At 73.2% G+C, this 17596-nt stretch carries 15 protein-coding genes; 11 read left to right on the top strand and 4 right to left on the bottom strand.

Annotated elements, in window-relative coordinates; all coding sequences use genetic code 11:
• Positions 1-107 precede the first annotated feature (107 nt).
• Complete coding sequence (locus tag CRP52_RS23565) at positions 108-623, top strand: DUF4240 domain-containing protein (protein WP_097238206.1); 516 nt, start codon at positions 108-110, stop codon at positions 621-623.
• A gap of 78 nt (positions 624-701) precedes the next feature.
• Here CRP52_RS23565 and CRP52_RS38435 read toward each other — a convergent pair whose 3' ends face one another.
• Both CRP52_RS38435 and CRP52_RS23555 read right to left on the bottom strand, forming a co-directional pair.
• Positions 702-1754: a DUF2510 domain-containing protein gene (locus CRP52_RS38435; protein WP_179852900.1), complete on the bottom strand. Its 1053-nt coding sequence runs from the start codon at positions 1752-1754 to the stop codon at positions 702-704.
• A 134-nt stretch (positions 1755-1888) separates the two neighbouring features.
• The gene (locus CRP52_RS23555; RefSeq protein ID WP_218893110.1) at positions 1889-2395 is read right to left on the bottom strand and encodes a GNAT family N-acetyltransferase; all 507 of its coding nucleotides are present in this window, start codon (positions 2393-2395) and stop codon (positions 1889-1891) included.
• Positions 2396-2468: 73 nt separating this feature from the next.
• Here CRP52_RS23555 and CRP52_RS23550 point away from each other — a divergent pair, with 73 nt between their 5' ends.
• Both CRP52_RS23550 and CRP52_RS23545 read left to right on the top strand, forming a co-directional pair.
• Positions 2469-3374: a TIGR01777 family oxidoreductase gene (locus CRP52_RS23550; protein ID WP_097238204.1), complete on the top strand. Its 906-nt coding sequence runs from the start codon at positions 2469-2471 to the stop codon at positions 3372-3374.
• Positions 3375-3786: 412 nt separating this feature from the next.
• On the top strand, positions 3787-5118 hold the full coding sequence (locus CRP52_RS23545; protein WP_257032820.1) for an FAD-dependent oxidoreductase: 1332 nt from the start codon (positions 3787-3789) through the stop codon (positions 5116-5118).
• A gap of 104 nt (positions 5119-5222) precedes the next feature.
• On the opposite strand, the gene CRP52_RS23540 is transcribed toward CRP52_RS23545, so the two are convergent.
• The gene (locus tag CRP52_RS23540) at positions 5223-7121 is read right to left on the bottom strand and encodes a regulator (RefSeq protein WP_257032819.1); all 1899 of its coding nucleotides are present in this window, start codon (positions 7119-7121) and stop codon (positions 5223-5225) included.
• 309 nt (positions 7122-7430) lie between these two features.
• Here CRP52_RS23540 and CRP52_RS23535 point away from each other — a divergent pair, with 309 nt between their 5' ends.
• From CRP52_RS23535 to CRP52_RS23505, 7 genes are all read left to right on the top strand, one after another.
• Positions 7431-8192 (top strand): 3-hydroxybutyrate dehydrogenase, encoded by a 762-nt coding sequence (locus CRP52_RS23535; RefSeq protein ID WP_097238202.1) that lies wholly within the window; start codon positions 7431-7433, stop codon positions 8190-8192.
• A gap of 187 nt (positions 8193-8379) precedes the next feature.
• The gene (locus CRP52_RS23530) at positions 8380-9741 is read left to right on the top strand and encodes an MFS transporter (protein ID WP_097238201.1); all 1362 of its coding nucleotides are present in this window, start codon (positions 8380-8382) and stop codon (positions 9739-9741) included.
• Between the two features lie 84 nt (positions 9742-9825).
• Positions 9826-11826 carry a helix-turn-helix domain-containing protein gene (locus CRP52_RS23525; protein ID WP_097240289.1) on the top strand — a complete coding sequence of 667 codons (2001 nt, stop codon included), beginning with the start codon at positions 9826-9828 and terminating at the stop codon, positions 11824-11826.
• Positions 11827-11979: 153 nt separating this feature from the next.
• Positions 11980-12750 carry a lipoyl(octanoyl) transferase LipB gene (gene lipB, locus CRP52_RS23520; protein ID WP_097240288.1) on the top strand — a complete coding sequence of 257 codons (771 nt, stop codon included), beginning with the start codon at positions 11980-11982 and terminating at the stop codon, positions 12748-12750.
• 153 nt (positions 12751-12903) lie between these two features.
• Positions 12904-13857, top strand: a complete 954-nt coding sequence (gene lipA / locus CRP52_RS23515) for a lipoyl synthase (protein WP_030061100.1) — start codon at positions 12904-12906, stop codon at positions 13855-13857.
• A gap of 197 nt (positions 13858-14054) precedes the next feature.
• Positions 14055-14258 (top strand): hypothetical protein, encoded by a 204-nt coding sequence (locus CRP52_RS23510; protein ID WP_373560570.1) that lies wholly within the window; start codon positions 14055-14057, stop codon positions 14256-14258.
• A gap of 163 nt (positions 14259-14421) precedes the next feature.
• On the top strand, positions 14422-15120 hold the full coding sequence (locus CRP52_RS23505) for a DUF4191 domain-containing protein (RefSeq protein WP_373560514.1): 699 nt from the start codon (positions 14422-14424) through the stop codon (positions 15118-15120).
• 89 nt (positions 15121-15209) lie between these two features.
• Here the strand turns inward: CRP52_RS23505 and CRP52_RS23500 are convergent, their stop codons facing one another.
• Positions 15210-15677, bottom strand: coding sequence for an RDD family protein (locus CRP52_RS23500; RefSeq protein WP_097238198.1), 468 nt, complete (start codon positions 15675-15677; stop codon positions 15210-15212).
• Between the two features lie 295 nt (positions 15678-15972).
• Here CRP52_RS23500 and glnA point away from each other — a divergent pair, with 295 nt between their 5' ends.
• Positions 15973-17385, top strand: a complete 1413-nt coding sequence (gene glnA, locus CRP52_RS23495; protein ID WP_097238197.1) for a type I glutamate--ammonia ligase — start codon at positions 15973-15975, stop codon at positions 17383-17385.
• Positions 17386-17596: the final 211 nt, after the last annotated feature.

The following is a 17596-nucleotide window of genomic DNA, read 5'->3' as shown; positions in this document are numbered from 1 at the left end:
GCGTCGTCCCCGGACGGCGCGGGGTTCCGCGGTTCCCGGCGCCACGCCGCGCCGGGGCGGGGGCAGGGCATGCGCGGACGCGGACGAACGGGGATGCTGGAGCGGTGATGGACGAGACGGACTTCTGGCAGATCATCGACGACACCCGGGACGCCGCCGACGGCGACCCCGACGAGCAGGCCGACCGGTTGGTGGATCGGCTCGTCCAACTGACCCCGGACGACGTGATCGACTTCGCCCGGCTGTTCGAGGCCCGGTTCCAGCGCGCCTACCGCTCCGACCTGTGGGGCGCGGCCTACCTGCTGCTGGACGGCGCCTCCGAGGACACCTTCGACTACTTCCGCTGCTGGCTGATCGCCCAGGGCCGGGAGGTCTTCGAGGGCGGGCTGGCCGAGCCCGACGACCTGGCGGACCTGCTGCCCGAGTTCGACGAGGAGGAGGACGGCGAGGCCGAGGACATCGGCTACGCCGCCGACGAGGCGTACGAGCGGCTGACCGGGCTGCCGCTGCCCGAGGTGGGCGGGCGACAGGCCGGACGGCCGTCCGGGGCGTCGCTGGACTTCGACGACCCGGACGTGATGGCGAAGCGCTTCCCCAAGCTCTGGGAGCGGTACGGGGACTGAGCGGGCGCGCGTGAGCAGGTGGCCGGACGCGCGGCGGCCGGCCGGTGGTTCCCTGGCGGAACTGCCGGCCGGTGGTTCTCAGGCGGAACTGCCGGACGAGCCGTCCTGCTTGACGCCCTTGAGGATCTGGTCCAGCACCGAGGAGTCCGGGGCGGCCGGGTCGTCGTCCACGCCGCCCTGGAAGACCACGTAGCCGCCGCCCTTGGCCGGGACGGCGGCCAGCAGGACGTAGCCCTGGGTGCCGTCCGAGGTGCGCACGTGCCAGCGGGTCGCGTAGCCGAGCACGCCGGCGACGGTGACGTAACCGGAGCCGTAGTCGGTGTGCGAGGTGATTCCGGTGAAGATCTGCCCGGCGTAGGTGGGCATCGCGGCGTCGGCGGCCGCCTTGGGGGTGGTGCCCTGGATGGTGTCCTTCTCGATCGAGAACTGGCCGCGGATGCAGGAGTTGCCGTCCGGGCAGGTGTACTGGCCGCTGCCGAGAAAGACCGTCGAGTGCGAGGGGTTGGGCGCCGCGTCCCAGCCGTCGAAGACCGGGACGGTGATCGCGTGCTGGGGGTCCGGGACGGTGGTCTTGAGGGCCGGCACGGGCTTGGGCACCGGAACCGTGGGGCTGGTGGTCGGCCGGGTCGGGGTCGGCGTGGGGCTGCTGCTCTGGGTGACGGTGACCGTGGGGTTCGGCGTCGGGTCCGCCTCGGGGTCGCCGCCGCCGTAGAGCGCGATCCCGGCGACGATCCCGCCCACGGCGAGCACGCCGACCGCGATGCCGACGATCATGCCGGTCCGGCTCTTCGCCGGGCCCTGCGGCGGGTAGCCCGGGCCCGGGTAGCCGTAGCCGGCGCCCTGGGCCGGGTAGCCGGCCTGCCCCTGGTACGGGTTCTGGCCCTGGTAGGCGTCCTGGGCGGGGTAGCCGTAGCCGGCCGCCGGGGCGGTGCCCGGGTACCCGTAGCCGGGCTTCTGCTCGGAGGACTGCCAGGTCGTCTGGGTCGGGGCGTCGGCGAGCGGGCCCGCGACGCCGCCCTGGAGCGGCCGGACCTCGCTGGTCCAGGCGTTGCCGTCCCACCAGCGCTCGTGACCGGGGGTGCCGTCCGCACCCGGAACCGGGTACCACCCGGGAGGCGTCGAGTTGCTCACGGCCGTACGGTACCCGGCGCGGCAGTGGTCCAGACAGGGCGGGTGTGTCACGACTCTGCACCGCCCCGGACACCGTTCGGGAGGCCGTCGGACGGGGTCCGGGGGGCGGTCGGACGGGCCGGGTCGGGGAGGGGTCAGTCGGCCAGGCGGCGGGCCATCCAGACGTCGTCCACGTAGGAGCCGTCGATCAGGAACTCCTCGGCCAGCGAGCCCTCGACGGCGAAGCCGCAGCTCTCGTAGAGGCGGCGGGCCGGGGTGTTCCAGCCGAGCACCCGCAGGCTCAGTTTGCGGGCGCCCTCGGCCCGGGCGGCGGCGCAGGCCGCCTCGACCAGGCGTCGGCCGATGCCCCGGCCGCGGACCGTGCCGTCGACGCCCAGGCCCTGGATCTGGCGGACGTGACGGTTGCTCGCCAGCGGGGTGGCCGGGACCTGGCGGACGTAGCCGACGATCCGTCCGTCCAGGATCGCGAGCAGGAACTGCTCCGGGGTGTGGCGCTCGTCGAAGACCGCGTCATCGGCGGGCGGTTCCGGGGAGACGTCGGAGAGCGTGGACCAGGCGGCGCGGTTGAGGACGGCGAGTTCGCGCTCGTCCTCGGGCTGCGCCGGACGGATGATCAGATCGTCGTCGGGCATGCACGCCATGGTAAGGCGTGCCTGACGGCCATTCGGGGCCGCTGGGGACGGCCGGGAGCGTTCGGCCTGCGAGGATGGGCGCATGCGCATCGCTGTCACAGGCTCCACGGGATTGATCGGTTCGGCGCTCGTCCGCTCCCTGCTGGCGGACGGCCATGAGGTGGTCCGGCTGGTCCGGCACCGGTCCAGGACGGGCCCGCAGCCCGACGGCAGTACGGCGATCGGCTGGAACCCGCTGCTCGGCGAGGTCGAACGGGACGGGCTGACCGGCGTCCAGGCCGTGGTGCACCTGGCCGGCGCCGGGGTCGGCGACCACCGCTGGACGGACGCCTACAAGCGGGAGATCCGGGAGAGCCGGGTCTACGGCACCGAGACCCTGGCGGTCGCCCTGGCCGCGCTCAAGGAGCCGCCGCAGGTGCTCGTCAGCGCCTCCGCGGTCGGCTGGTACGGGCAGACCGGCGACCGGGTGATCGACGAGGACTCCCCCGCCGGTGACGACTTCCTCGCCGAGGTCTGCCTGGAGTGGGAGGCCGCCGCCAGGCCCGCCGAACGGGCCGGGATCCGGGTCGTCCACCCGCGCACCGGCATGGTGCTGTCCACCGCCGGCGGGGCGGGCGGGCGGCTGTTCCCGCTGTTCCGGCTGGGCCTGGGCGGGCGGCTCGGCAGCGGGCGGCAGTACTGGAGCTTCATCTCGCTGCACGACGAGGTGGCCGCGCTCCGCTTCCTGATCGACCACGAGGACCTGTCCGGCGCCTTCAACCTGACGGCGCCGAACCCGGTGACCAACGCCGAACTGACCACGGCGATCGGACGGGCGCTGAAGCGGCCGACGCCGTTCCCGGTGCCGGAGCCGGTGCTCAAGGCAGTGCTGGGCGAGCTGGCGGTCGAGGTGGTCGGCAGCCACCGGGTGGTGCCGCGGCGGCTGCTGGACGCGGGCTTCCGCTTCACGCACCCGGACGTGTACTCGGCGGTGCTCGCGGCGCTGTGACGTACGCGCGCCGGGCCTGGGCGGGCGGCGCTGTGACGTACGCGCGCCGGGCCTTGTGCGTACCTCCGGCTACGGCATCCGCCCTGGCCAGGGGCATATGCCGGGCGGGGGCCGGACGGGATCGGGCGGGGGTCGGACGGGGCTCCGGGAGGGGGCGCACGGGAGCACATGGCGGGCGCGTCGCACGCCCCCGGTGACCGTGCGCGCCCGTCGACCCCGAACCCGGCCGCCGCGGCGCACTGTCCGTGACCGCGCCCCCGTCCGGCGCCGCACAACCCTGCCCGGCCCCGGATCCGGTCCGATGTGCTTGTCTGATGCTCACACTGACTGGGCATCACCTTCCTCGGACCGTGTCCCGGCACCCCGCTGCCTGCGTCGGCCGGAGCCCCGGGACCAGGGAGGGAGCACCCCAGTGCCCACGTACGACTTCACCCGCCGCGCCCGTCGGCCGTCCGACCCGGACGTCGTCGTGGTCGGCGCCGGACTCGCCGGTCTGGCCGCAGCCCGGGCGCTCACCGGCCACGGCCTCACCGTTCAGGTCCTGGAGACCACCGAGCGGATAGGCGGCCGGATGGCCACCCGCGAGCTGGACGGATTCCGGCTGGACGACGGCAGCCACCTGCTGAACACCGCCTTCCCCGAGCTGCGCCGCACGCTCGACCTCGACCGCCTCGACCTGCGCCCGCTCGCGCCCGGCGTACTCGTGCACAGCGGCGGCCGCCGGTACCGCGCCGGGGACCCGCAGCTCACCGCCGCCCGGCAGGCCGCCACCCGGGCTCCGCTCGGCAGCCCGCTGGACAAGGCCCGCCTCGGCAGCTGGCTCGGCCGGCTCGCCACCACCCCGGTCAGCCGGCTGCAGGCCCGGCCGGAGACCACCGCCGCCCGCGCGCTGGCCGGGCACGGACTCGCCCCGCGCACCGTCGACGGCTTCCTGCGCCCGCTGCTCAGCGCCCTGCTCGGCGACCCGGCGCTCGGCACCAGCAGCCGGGTCGCCGACCTGGTGCTGCGCTCCTACGCCCGCGGGCGGCTCTGTCTGCCCGCCGGCGGAATCGCGGCGGTGCCGGCCCAGTTGGCCGCCGCCCTGCCCGCCGGCACCCTCCGCACCGGTGTCCAGGTCACCTCGATCGCCGCGGACGGCGTGGAGACCCTCACCCACGGGCGGATCGGCGCCCAGGCCGTCATCGTCGCCACCGACGCCCGCTCCGCCGCCGACCTGCTGCCCGGGCTCCGGCTGCCCGACTTCCACCCCGTCACGACCTTCTACCACGCGGCCGACCGCTCCCCGCTGGGCGAGGCCGTCCTGCTGCTCGACGGCGAACGGCCGGACGGGCACCCGCCGTTGGTCTCGCACTCGCTGGTGCTCAGCGAACTGCACCCGTCCTACGCCCCGGCCGGCCAGGCGCTGATCGCCACCACCGTGCTCGGGCGGCGCGCCTTCGACGCGGGCGGCCCCGCCGGGCTGGAACCGGCCGTCCGGGCCCGGCTCACCGAGCTGTACGGCGCCTCGACGGGGGGCTGGCAGTTCCTCACCGTGCGGCACGTCCCGGACGCGCTGCCCGCGATGCCGCCGCCGCACAACACCCGGCGCCCGGTGCGGCTGCTGGCCGGGCTGTACGTCGCCGGGGACCACCGGGACACCAGCACCGTGCAGGGCGCGCTGGTCTCCGGACGGCGGGCGGCGCGGGCGGTGCTGCGCGACCTCGGCGTCCCGGCCGACGCGCGGGAGGCGGAGGCGGCGGCCTGAGGGCGGCGTCGCGTCGGGCGGGGGACGTCGAGGATCCGGGCCGAGAGCTGGTGGCCCTCGGCCCCGCACGCCGGGCCCCGGGGGACAGGCCCTGGGTCAGGCCCTCAGATCACCCCCGCCTGGCGGGCCGTCTCCTCGAAAGCGCGGGCCACCGGGCTGCCACGGTAGGGGGTGAGGCGGCGGTGGAAGTCCCGGACGTACTCCAGCGAGCGGGCCGAGCGCATCTCCCCCGCCGCACGCAGCGCGTCGGTGGCCATGGTGCAGGCCTCGTCCAGGTCACCCATGCCGAGCCGGGCGGTGGCCAGCACCAGCCGGCAGAAGATCCGGCTGCGCGCGTAGGCGGGCGAGCGCAGCCGCAGCGACTTCTCGGCGTGCTGCGCGGAGGTGCGCCACTGCTGGAGGTCGCGGTAGCAGTGGGCGAACTCGTCGGAGAGCTGGGCCTCGTCGAAGTACCGTGCCCAGGAGGGGAGTTCGTCGCCACTGCGGGCTGCCGCCAGGGCCCGCTCGGCGCGCACCAGGGCGGTGGTGCAGGACCGGACGTCGCCCAGCAGCCCGTGCCCGCGCGCCTCGGCGGCGTGCATCAGCGCCTGGACCACCGGCGGCACGGCGGTGCCCACTCCCTGCTGGGCGACCCTGGCGAGCTGCACCGCCTCCCGGCCGTGGCCCAGGTGGACGGCCTGCTGGCTCATCGTCACCAGCACGTAGCCGCCCAGCGCACGGTCCCCCGCGGCCTGGGACAGCCGCAGCGCCTGGACGAAGTAGCGCTGGGCCAGGCCGTGTGCGGCGATGTCGAAGGACGTCCAGCCGGCCAGCCTGGTCAGGTCGGCGACCGCGCCGAACAGGGCCCGGCCGATCTGCTCACCGTAGCGGCCGCGCAGCATCGGCTCGGCCTCGCTCTCCAGGTAGCGGACCAGTGCCTGGCGGGCGTGGCCGCCGCCGTAGGCGTGGTCGAGCGCGCGGAAGAGGTCGCCGACGGCGCGGATGGCGGCGATGTCGCCGCGGCCGACCCGCAGGACCGGACGGGACTCGCGGGCCGGATCGGTGTACGGCGGTTCGACGGCGACCGGCGGGCGGCGGCTCTGGGTGGGCACCCGGCCGATGGTGGGGGCGGTGCCGGTCGTCCCGGCCGTGCTGCGTGCGGTGGGCGCGGCGGGCGGGTTGGGGGCACCGGGGGCGCCGACGGACTGGCCGCGCGCCGGGCCCGTGGCGGACGCGCCGGGCGCGCCGGGCCCGTTCTGCGCGGGGGCGCCGGTGGCGGACGTGGCGGCGGCGGACGGTGGGCCCGTGGCGGCGTCCGGGCGGACCAGGGTGGAGCCGTCCCGGGCGACCCGCTCGTCGGTGCGGCCGATCAGCCAGTCCCGGCTGGGAACGACCAGGCCGGCCGGGGTGAAGGCGATCCGGCGCAGCTCGGACTGCGGGCCGTTGTCCTTGCGCCACATGCTCGCCACGATGTCCACCGCCTCCTGCGGGGTCTCGGCGAACTCCAGGCCGGCGTAGACCGGGGCGCAGGCGTCCAGACCGAGGTCCTGGGCGGTGAGGCGGCGGCCGAGGCGGCGGGTGAAGACCTCGGCGATCAGGGCGGGGGTGGCGCCGCGGGGCTGCTGGCCGCGCAGCCAGCGAGTCACCGAGGTCTTGTCGTAGCGCAGGTCGAGGCCGTGCTCCAGGCCGAGCTGGTCGACCCGGCGGGCCAGGCCGGCGTGCGAGAAGCCGGCTTCCTCGATCAGTGCGGCGAGCTGGCCGTTCTGCGGGCCCGGACCCGCGTGGCCGGTGCCCCGCGGGGCTGCGGGGGCGGCGGAGGTCTCGTGCCGGTCGGGTGTGGCCTGCGCGGGCAGCCGCAGTTCGTCGGCGGTCGGGGCGTCGGCGGTCAGCGTGTCGCCGGTCAAGGCGTTGGGGGCCAGGGCGTCGGGGGCGTCCGGAAGGGTCCGGCCGACCGGCCCTCGGTGCTGGCCGAGCGGGTCGAGCGGTCCGTACGCCGGGCTGTCGGTTGCAGGCCGTTGGGGCATGTCTGTCAACACCTCTCGGACGTCGCACCGGGCTCTACCAGCACTTCGGCTGCCTGGGGCGGCGCCCCCTGTCGGGAATCGGCGTGAATGTAGCGAGCATTCGGGCGCTATGGGTGGATCTGACCGAGCAATCCTCCGAACGGGTGAAGCAACCGCGCCCATTGTGGGGAAGCGGGGTCACCATGGGTTTGGCCTTCCGCGGTCGAACCGTCGATCGACCTTCGTAGTGGTTGCCGCCACAGCTCCCGGGGACGCTGTGGCGGCCCGCCACATGGGAGCCGGGGCGGCGGATTCCTACCGTTCTCGGCCATGGACACCACTTCAGCCCGCCCGCTCGACGGCCGCACGGCCCTGGTCACCGGGGCCGCCTCGGGCATCGGCCGGGCCTGCGCCGAGGCCCTCGCCGCGGCCGGCGCCCGGGTCTACGTCGTCGACCTCTCGGCCGGCCCGGCCGAGGAGCTCGCGCAGCGGATCGGCGGCCGCGCCATCGTCACCGATCTCTCCGACCCCGCGGCCGTGGACGCCCTCCCGGACGACGCCGACATCGTGGTCAACAACGCCGGGCTCCAACACGTCGCGCCGGTGCACGAGTTCCCGCCCGACCGCTTCACGCTCCTCCAACGCGTCATGGTGGAGGCCCCGTTCCGCATCCTGCGCCGGACCCTGCCGCACATGTACGAGCAGGAGTGGGGCCGGATCGTCAACGTCTCCTCCGTCCACGGGCTGCGCGCCAGCGCCTTCAAGTCCGCGTACGTCACCGCGAAGCACGCCCTGGAAGGCCTGAGCAAGACCGTGGCCCTGGAGGGCGCACCGTACGGCGTCACCAGCAACTGCATCAACCCGGGGTACGTGCGGACCCCGCTGGTGGAGAAGCAGATCGCCGCCCAGGCGCGCGCCCACGGCATCCGCGAGGACGAGGTGGTGGAGCGGATCATGCTCGACCGCACCGCCGTGAAGCGCCTCATCGAACCCGAGGAGGTCGCCCAACTCGCCCTCTGGCTCTGCTCCCCCGCCGCGTCCTACATCACCGGCACCAGCCTCCCCGTCGACGGCGGCTGGACGGCGCACTGACCGGCGCACTGGCCGGCCCACTGACCGGCGCGGGGCAGTGGCTCCTGCCACCACGCCTGCGCCGACCGCTGTGTGATCCGCCCACATGGGCCTCCGCACGGCGGATTCCTACCTTGTGGCGACGTCGTCTCCCCGACGTCTCCTCCTCGTCTTCTCCCTCCTCCCCCGGCCCTGGAAGTGGTGGCACATGAACGCCCCTGCAAGCGCTGCGGCTACGCGCAGTTCACTCCCGAGAGTGGTGGCTGCCAGCCTGATCGGCACGACCATCGAGTGGTACGACTACTTCCTGTACGGAACGGCCGCGGCCCTGGTGTTCGGGAAGCTGTTCTTCCCGCACAGCGATCCGCTGACCGGAACGCTGCTGTCGTTCCTCACCTACGCCATCGGTTTCGCGGCGCGGCCGCTCGGGGCGCTGGTGTTCGGTCACTTCGGGGACCGGGTGGGGCGCAAGCGGCTGCTGGTGGTGAGCCTGCTGCTGATGGGCGGCTCGACCACGGCGATCGGGCTGCTGCCGACGTACGACTCGATCGGGGTCGCGGCGCCGGTGCTGCTGACGGCGCTGCGGCTGGTGCAGGGGTTCGCGCTCGGCGGTGAGTGGGGCGGCGCCGTCCTGCTGGTGTCGGAGCACGGGGACCAGCGGCGGCGGGGGTTCTGGGCGTCCTGGCCGCAGGGCGGGGCGCCGGCCGGGAACCTGCTGGCGGCGGGCGTGCTGTCGCTGATGACCACGCTCCAGTCGGACGCGGACTTCCTGTCCTGGGGGTGGCGGGTGCCGTTCCTGCTGTCGGCGGTACTGGTGGGGGTCGGGATGTGGATCCGGCTCGCGGTGGAGGAGTCGCCGCTGTTCCGGCAGGCGATCGCGAACAAGGCGAACCAGCCGGAGGCCGAACAGGCCCCACTGGTCGGGGTGTTGAAGCACCACTGGCGGGAGGTGCTGGTGGCCATGGGGGCGCGGATGGCGGAGAACATCTCCTACTACGTGATGACGACCTTCGTGCTCACCTACGCCGTCAGCCACGCGCACTTCGGCAAGCAGAGCGCGCTCAACGCCGTACTGATCGCCTCCGCCATCCAGTTCGCGCTGATCCCGCTGTTCGGCGCGCTCTCCGACCGGGTCGGACGCAAGCCGGTGTACCTGGTGGGCGCGGCCGGGGTCGGGGTCTGGGCGTTCGTGTTCTTCGGGCTGGTGGACACCCGCTCGTTCCCTCAGCTGGTCCTCGCGGTGACCGTCGGACTGGTCTTCCACAGCGCGATGTACGCACCCCAAGCCGCCTTCTTCTCCGAGCTGTTCGCGACCCGGCTGCGCTACTCGGGCGCCTCCATCGGCGCCCAGTTCGCCTCGGTGGCGGCCGGCGCCCCGGCCCCGCTGATCGCCACCGCGCTCCTCAAGGACTACGGCAGCTCCACCCCGATCTCGGTGTACGTCGCCCTCGCCGCCGTGGTCACCGTGCTGGCCGTGCTGTGCGGACGGGAGACCAGGGGGCGGGACCTGACCCGGATCGAGGAGCAGCCGGCCGACGGCGCCCCGGTCGGAAAGCCCGCGGTGGCCTGAGCGTTGAGCCGATAGCATCGCGAGTTCTCGCACCTCGCGAGTACCCGCACCCGTCGGAACCGACGCCGATTGGCGGCCCGCACCATGAACCACCCCGACGAGAGCGCCGCGCCCGCACTGCGGCGGCTGCTCGACCTGCTCGCCTCGGGCGCCGCCACCGAGGACTTCGCCGACGTGCTGGCCGACGCCCGCCACCGCGGGGCGCCGGCCGCCGTCCTCGCCGAGATCGACGACGCCACCTGGCAGGCCCTGCGGGTTCACCGGACCCTGCGCCAACACCGGCGCCGGGAAGCCGAGTTGACCGCCCTGTTCGACACCGCCGGGGACCTCGCCGCCTCCCGGGAGCTGGACACCGTACTCCAGGCGATCGTCCGCCGGGCCCGGATGCTGCTCGGCACCGACACCGCGTACCTGACCCTGCCGGACGAGGCCGCGGGCGACACCTACATGCGGGTCACCGACGGCTCGGTCTCCGTGCTGTTCCAGAACCTGCGGCTCAGCCTCGGCGACGGCCTGGGCGGGCTGGTCGCACAGACCGCCCGCCCGTACGCCACCCCCGACTACCGCACCGACGAACGCTTCCACCACACCGGCACGATCGACGCGGGCGTGCTGGACGAGGGCCTGGTGGCGATCATCGGGGTGCCGCTGCTGCTCGGCGGGCAGGTCATCGGCGTCCTGTTCGCCGCCGACCGCTCGGCTCGCGCCTTCTCCCCCGACGAGGTCGCCCTGCTCTGCACCCTGGCCGCGCACGCCGCGATCGCCCTGGACACCGCCAAGTCCCTGGCCGACACCCGGGCCGCGCTCGCCGAGCTGAACACCGCCAACGAACTCGTCCGCGCCCACTCCGCCGCCGTCCAACGCGCCGAGCAGGCGCACGACCGGCTCACCGACCTGGTGCTGCGCGGCGCCGAGGTACCGGACGTCGCCGCCGCCGTCGCGGCGCTGCTCGGCGGGGAGATAGCGGTCCTGGACGCCGAGGGCGAGCCGCTGGCCGGACGGTCCGTACCCGCCGCCGAACTGGCCGGGGCCGTCGCCGCCTCCCGCGCCGAGGGCCGGTCCGTACGGCACGGCGAGCAGTGGGTCTGCGCGGTGCTCGCCGGGCACGACACGCTCGGCACCATGGTGCTGCGCGGACGGCCCGACCTCGACGACGCCGACCGGCGGCTGTTCGAGCGGGCCAGCGTGGTCACCGCGCTGCTCCTGCTGCTGCGCCGCTCGGTGGCCGAGACCGAGAACCGGGTCCGCGGCGAGCTGGTCACCGACCTGCTGACCGCTCCCGAGCGCGACCCGGCCGGGCTCACCGCCCGCGGCCGGCGGCTCGGCGTCGACCTCGCCCGGCCGCACCTGGTGCTGGTCGCCGAGCCTGCGACTGCGGCTACGGCTACGGCTACGGCCGGCGACGTGACCGGTGCCGCGACCGCTGGGGGAGCCGGTCGCGGTGCCGGTGCCGTCGCCGACCGGGGGCGGCTGGCGGGCGCGGCCCGGCGGTACCTGTTCGGCTCCCGGGGCGTCAGCGCCGAACACGGCGAGGCGGTCGTCCTGCTGGTACCCGTCGAGACGGGCGGCGCCCAGCACCCCGAGAACCCCGGAGACCCCGAGGAGGCCGCCCGGCAGGCCGCCGAACGGCTGGCCCGGCTGGCCGGCTTCCCCGTCACCGTCGGCGCCGGCCGCCCGGCCGCCGGCCCGCCCGCGCTGGCCGCCTCGTACGCCGAGGGCCTGCGCTGCGTACGCGCCCTGCGGGTGCTCGGCCGCGCCGGCGAGGGCGCCTCGGCCCGCGCCCTCGGCTTCCTCGGGGTGCTGCTCGGCGACGGCCACGACGTGGACGGCTTCGTCGGCGCCGCCCTCGGCCCGCTGCTGGAGTACGACGCCCGGCGCGGCACCGAGCTGGTCCGCACCCTGCGGGCCTACTTCGACTGCGGCGGCAGCCTCACCCGGGCCAAGGACGAGCTGCACGTCCACGTGAACACGGTGGTCCAGCGGTTGGACCGGGTGGAGGCGCTGCTCGGGCGGGACTGGAACCACCCGGAGCGGTCGCTGGAGCTCCAGCTCGCGCTGCGGCTGCAGTTGCTCGCCGGGGACTGACGCCCGCGAGGGTCCGGTTCGCCGGGGGCCGAGCGGGACGGCCGAGCGGGACGGCCGACGGGGACGAACCGGGCTGGGCGTACAGTGGCGAGGTTGGTCTCGAACGCCTGGCAAGGAGCGGCAGCGGTGAGCGAGAACGTGCGTTTCGTTTCGATGGGCATAGGTGAGCGCACCGTGCCTTACCAGGAGGCGTGGGAGGAGCAGCAGCGGCTGCACGCGCTGCGGGTCGCGGACGAGATCCCCGACACGGTCCTGCTGCTGGAGCACCAGTCCGTCTACACGATGGGCAAGCGCACCAACCCCGCCGACCTGCCGCTGGACGGCACCCCGGTGGTCGAGGTCAACCGGGGCGGCGAGATCACCTGGCACGGCCCCGGTCAGCTGGTCGGCTACCCGATCGTCAAGCTGCCCGATCCGATCGACGTCATCGCCTACGTCCGCCGGCTGGAGGAGGCGCTGATCCGCGCCGCCGCCGAGTTCGGCGTCGGGACCACCCGGGTCGAGGGCCGCAGCGGGGTCTGGGTGCTGGGCCAGTCCATCCCGGACGCCGTGGTCGACCCGGCCCAGGTCGTCGACCTCGGCAAGCTGACCCTGCGGATGGGTCTGCCGCTCGGCATCGACCCGCGGCTGGCCGGCCCCGAGTACGCGCCCTCCAACGCAGGTCAGCGCGGCGACGACCGCAAGCTCGCCGCGATCGGCGTGCGGGTCGCCCGCGGGGTGACCATGCACGGCTTCGCGCTCAACTGCGACCCCGACATGACCTGGTTCGACAAGATCGTGCCGTGCGGCATCCGGGACGCGGGCGTGGCCTCGCTCTCCGGCGAGCTGGCGCGCGGGCTCTCCGTCGCCGAGGCGGCACCGGTGGTCGAGCGGCACCTGGCGGAGGTCTTCGCCGAGCTGCCCGAGCCGGCGCTCGCCCGCTGAAGCCCGCTGAAGCCCTCGGCATGAGGCCGCAGCGCTGGGAATCTACTGACCGGTAGCCGTGTTGCCCTGCGATTGCAGGGCGGCAGGCCCGGCGAAGGCCGTACAACCACAGGCGTACCCTGGGGGTACCCCGTCTAGTTCTAGGAGTCGCACGTGTCCGCTGTCGCGCCCGACGGCAGGAAGCTGCTCCGCCTGGAGGTCCGCAACAGCGAGACCCCCATCGAGCGGAAGCCCGAGTGGATCAAGACCCGCGCGAAGATGGGCCCGGAGTACAACGCCCTCCAGTCGCTGGTGAAGAAGGAGGGGCTGCACACGGTCTGCCAGGAGGCCGGCTGCCCCAACATCTTCGAGTGCTGGGAGGACCGCGAGGCGACCTTCCTCATCGGCGGCGACCAGTGCACCCGCCGCTGCGACTTTTGTCAGATCGACACCGGCAAGCCCGCCGAGTTCGACCGTGACGAGCCCCGCCGCGTCGCCGAGTCCATCGTCACCATGGACCTCAACTACGCCACCATCACCGGCGTCGCCCGCGACGACCTGGAGGACGGCGGCGCCTGGCTGTACGCCGAGACCGTGCGCCAGGTCCACGCGATGACCGCCGACCGCGCGGCCGGCCGCACCGGCGTCGAGCTGCTCATCCCCGACTTCAACGCCGTCCCCGAGCAGCTGGCCGAGGTCTTCTCCTCCCGCCCCGAGGTGCTGGCGCACAACGTCGAGACCGTGCCGCGGATCTTCAAGCGGATCCGCCCGGCCTTCCGCTACGAGCGCTCGCTGGACGTCATCACCCAGGCCCGCGCGGCCGGGCTGGTGACCAAGTCCAACCTGATCCTGGGCATGGGCGAGACCCGCGAGGAGGTCAGCCAGGCGCTCGCCGACCTGGTCGGCGCCGGCTGCGAGCTCATCACCATCACCCAGTACCTGCGCCCCTCGCTGCGCCACCACCCGGTGGAGCGCTGGGTGAAGCCGCAGGAATTCGTCGAGCTCCAGGAGGAGGCCGAGGAGCTGGGCTTCGCCGGCGTCATGTCGGGCCCGCTGGTGCGCTCCTCGTACCGGGCCGGCCGGCTCTACCGCCAGGCGCTGGAGCGGCGCGAGCAGGCCGCGGTCTGACCGGGCCCGGTTCCCCGGCGCGTTTGAGCCATTGAGCTGTTGGAAGGGCGGAGCTGCGGCTCCGCCCTTCCGGTTTTCACCACGCTTTGACTGCCTGGTCACGGACTGGTAACACGGGGTGGGGACGATGGACGCCCAGCAAGCGTTCGATTCTTCTCAGCCACGATCAGTCACGAGAGGAGCTGTTCGGCATGGCGATGGGAATGCGGATCCGGTCGGTGCGATCGGTTCGGTCGGTCGGGGCGGCGCTGCGGTTCGCCGAGAGCGTCCTGCTGGCGCCGGGCCAGCAGCACGCGCGCCGCAACGCGTGGACGGCGGTGTGCGAGAACCGCCGGTACGCGGCGGACCGCCGGCACGACGCGGTCGCCGCCGGAGCGACGGCGAAGCCCGTACGGCCGTGAAGCCCGGACGACCTGAAGCCCGTACGGCCGTGAAGCTCCCGTCACGCTGAAGTCCCTACCGCCGTGAGGCCCGTCGCTGTCCGCGACGGCGTACGGGCACAAGGGTCACGGTTCGGGCGAACGGGTACCCGGGCTTGGATATCCCGTACCCGTGCCACGTACCATGAGCGTTATGGCGAGGGAAACATCCGAGAACCCCGGACGGCTGAAGCAGATCCGTCTGGCGTACACCATGACCAAGAAGGTCGACACCAAGATCGGCCTGATCATCGCCGGCGTCGGCCTGCTGACCTTCGGCGTGTTCCTCGCCATCGGCTTCGCGATCGAGCACCCCGTCTATCTGGGCATCCTGGGCTTCATCGTGGCCGTGCTGGCCATGGCGATCGTCTTCGGGCGCCGGGCCGAGCGCGCCGCGTTCGGGCAGATGGAGGGGCAGCCGGGCGCCGTCGCGGCGGTGCTGAACAACATCCGACGCGGCTGGAGCTCCAACACCACGCCGGTGGCGGTCACCCGTAACCAGGACGCCGTGTACCGCGCGGTGGGCCGGGCGGGCATCGCGCTGATCGGTGAGGGCAACCCGAACCGGGTGCGCCAGCTGCTGGCCTCCGAGAAGAAGAAGATGGCCCGCGTGGTCGGCGACGTGCCGGTGCACGACATCGTGGTGGGCAACGGCGAGGGCGAGATCCCGCTGAAGAAGCTGCAAATCCACCTCATGCGACTGCCCCGCGCCATCACCGCCGCCCAGGTCACCGAGACCAACGACCGCCTGCGCGCGCTGGGCGACCTGCTCTCCAAGGCCCCGATCCCCAAGGGCCCGATGCCGAAGGGCGCCCGGATGCCCAAGGGCGGCCAGGTCCGCTGACCCTCCCCCTCCCCTGACGACACGAGAACGGCCCCGCCGCGGAGCTTCCGCGGCGGGGCCGTTCCGACGTTCCGGCTCGGTGGAGCCGGTTAGATCCGCACCTCGACCGTGCCGACCGCCTTGTCGTGCAGGCCGCGGTGGTCGCGGTCCCAGACCAGCGGGGGCACCACCAGGCAGAGCAGCAGGGTGCGCAGCAGGACCTGCGGGATGGTCGCGCGGCCGCCGTCCAGGCGGACCACCCGGAGGCCGAACAACCGCTTGCCGACCGTCGTCCCGGTGGTCGACAGCAGCAGGGCCGCGACCAGGAAGAACAGCGGGCTGGTCCACAGGTTGGCCTCGGCCTGATCACCGCGGGCGATCAGCCCGTAGGAGATCAGCGCGACCAGCCAGCCGTCCACGAACAGCGCGCCGATCCGGCGGCCGGGGCCGGCGATCGAGCCGGAGCCCTCCTCGGGCAGGCCGAGGCGTTCGCCGCGGTAGCCGAAGTCGGCGCCCATCTTCTCGGCGGCCGCCTTGGGGCCGTCGATCCACGATCCCAACGCTTCTCTGGTGTCCACGAATCCACACTAACCGGGCTGACGGTCCGGACCGCCACCGGCTCCCCTCCGGGCGGGGCGCCGTCGAGGCGCCGTCCCCTGGGGAGTGAATCCCAGCACCTGGGCGTTCCCGACAGCTTTTCCAGTGGTCCAGACCACTTGTCGAAGCCCGCCCAGGTGGGAGGGGCGTTTTGCCCCGTCCCGTACATCTTTGCCGCCCGCCCGGGGGCCGTGGTTAACATCTAGGAAACGAGCGGGTCACCGTCCGGAAACGACCCATTCCTAGGGTGAGCCCCATTCGCACCGAGGAGGATGGATGTTCAACAACGCCGCCGAAGTGAAGCAGTACATCCAGGACAACGACGTGAAGTTCGTCGATGTCCGGTTCTGTGACCTGCCGGGCGTCTTGCAGCACTTCTCCGTACCCGCGGCGACCTTCGATCCGTCCGAGATCCTGATGTTCGACGGCTCGTCGATCCGCGGCTTCCAGGCCATCCACGAGTCCGACATGGCCCTCGTCCCGGACCTCGCCACCGCGCGGCTCGACCCCTTCCGGGCCGAGAAGCACCTCAACATCAACTTCTTCATCCAGGACCCGGTCACCGGCGAGGCCTACAGCCGCGACCCGCGCAACGTCGCCAAGAAGGCCGAGGCCTACCTCGCCTCCTCCGGCATCGCCGACACCGCGTTCTTCGGACCCGAGGCCGAGTTCTACGTCTTCGACTCGGTCCGCTTCGACACCAGCGCCAACGCGTCCTTCTACCACATCGACTCGGAGGCCGGCGCCTGGAACACCGGCGCCGCCGAGGGCGACGCGCGCGGCTACAAGGTCAAGTACAAGGGCGGGTACTTCCCCGTCCCGCCGGTGGACCACTTCGCCGACCTGCGCGCGGAGATGTCGCTGGAACTCGCCAAGGCCGGGCTGGAGGTCGAGCGCCAGCACCACGAGGTCGGCACGGCCGGCCAGGCGGAGATCAACTACAAGTTCAACACCCTGCTGCACGCCGCCGACGACCTGATGCTGTTCAAGTACATCATCAAGAACGTCGCCTGGCGCAACGGCAAGACCGCCACCTTCATGCCGAAGCCGATCTTCGGCGACAACGGCTCGGGCATGCACGTCCACCAGTCGCTGTGGACCGAGGGCTCCCCGCTCTTCTACGACGAGCAGGGCTACGCCGGCCTCTCCGACACCGCCCGCTACTACATCGGCGGCCTGCTCCGGCACGCCCCGTCCCTGCTGGCGTTCACCAACCCCTCGGTGAACTCCTACCACCGCCTGGTCCCGGGCTTCGAGGCGCCGGTCAACCTGGTCTACTCCCAGCGCAACCGCTCGGCCGCGATCCGCATCCCGATCACCGGCTCCAACGCCAAGGCCAAGCGCATCGAGTTCCGCGCCCCGGACCCGTCCTCCAACCCGTACCTGGCCTTCTCCGCCATGCTGATGGCCGGCCTCGACGGCATCCGCAACAAGATCGAGCCGCTGGAGCCCGTCGACAAGGACCTCTACGAGCTCGCCCCCGAAGAGCACGCCAACGTCCCCCAGGTGCCCTCCTCCCTCCCGGCCGTCCTCGAAGCCCTCGAAGCCGACCACGAGTACCTCCTCGCCGGCAACGTCTTCACCCCGGACCTGATCGAGACCTGGATCGACTTCAAGCGCACCAACGAAATCGCCCCCATCGCCCTCCGCCCCCACCCGCACGAGTTCGAGCTGTACTACGACCTGTAGGAGCCCCGCTGACCTGCGGAAACGCAGTGTGATCGCTCATCGTTTCCGCAGGTCGGACACTCTTCTGACCTGCGGAAACGCTGTCTTCGGACCCGCTGTCGGACATCCGGTGGCTCGCGATGTGAAATCGGAGTGAAACGGAGCACGAGACCGCAGGCCGCCGAGCCCAACAGCTTCTCCCGCGCATGGCCGACAGACGGCCCTCGCCGGG

This window comes from Streptomyces sp. 1331.2 (genome assembly GCF_900199205.1).
Taxonomy (GTDB): domain Bacteria; phylum Actinomycetota; class Actinomycetes; order Streptomycetales; family Streptomycetaceae; genus Kitasatospora.
The sequence above is the reverse complement of the archived record's forward strand: the minus strand, read 5'-3'. Positions and strand labels throughout refer to the sequence as shown.

What these genes read in the sequence shown, in the direction of transcription:
- glnA (WP_097238197.1), top strand. Translation starts at nt 15,973, where the DNA reads ATGTTCAACAACGCCGCCGAAGTGAAGCAGTACATCCAGGACAACGAC.
- CRP52_RS23525 (WP_097240289.1), top strand. Translation starts at nt 9,826, where the DNA reads ATGAACCACCCCGACGAGAGCGCCGCGCCCGCACTGCGGCGGCTGCTC.
- CRP52_RS23505 (WP_373560514.1), top strand. Translation starts at nt 14,422, where the DNA reads ATGAGCGTTATGGCGAGGGAAACATCCGAGAACCCCGGACGGCTGAAG.
- CRP52_RS23540 (WP_257032819.1), bottom strand. Translation starts at nt 7,121, where the DNA reads ATGCCCCAACGGCCTGCAACCGACAGCCCGGCGTACGGACCGCTCGAC.
- CRP52_RS23510 (WP_373560570.1), top strand. Translation starts at nt 14,055, where the DNA reads ATGGGAATGCGGATCCGGTCGGTGCGATCGGTTCGGTCGGTCGGGGCG.
- CRP52_RS23535 (WP_097238202.1), top strand. Translation starts at nt 7,431, where the DNA reads ATGGACACCACTTCAGCCCGCCCGCTCGACGGCCGCACGGCCCTGGTC.
- CRP52_RS23530 (WP_097238201.1), top strand. Translation starts at nt 8,380, where the DNA reads ATGAACGCCCCTGCAAGCGCTGCGGCTACGCGCAGTTCACTCCCGAGA.
- CRP52_RS23565 (WP_097238206.1), top strand. Translation starts at nt 108, where the DNA reads ATGGACGAGACGGACTTCTGGCAGATCATCGACGACACCCGGGACGCC.
- CRP52_RS23550 (WP_097238204.1), top strand. Translation starts at nt 2,469, where the DNA reads ATGCGCATCGCTGTCACAGGCTCCACGGGATTGATCGGTTCGGCGCTC.
- CRP52_RS23555 (WP_218893110.1), bottom strand. Translation starts at nt 2,395, where the DNA reads ATGGCGTGCATGCCCGACGACGATCTGATCATCCGTCCGGCGCAGCCC.
- lipB (WP_097240288.1), top strand. Translation starts at nt 11,980, where the DNA reads ATGGGCATAGGTGAGCGCACCGTGCCTTACCAGGAGGCGTGGGAGGAG.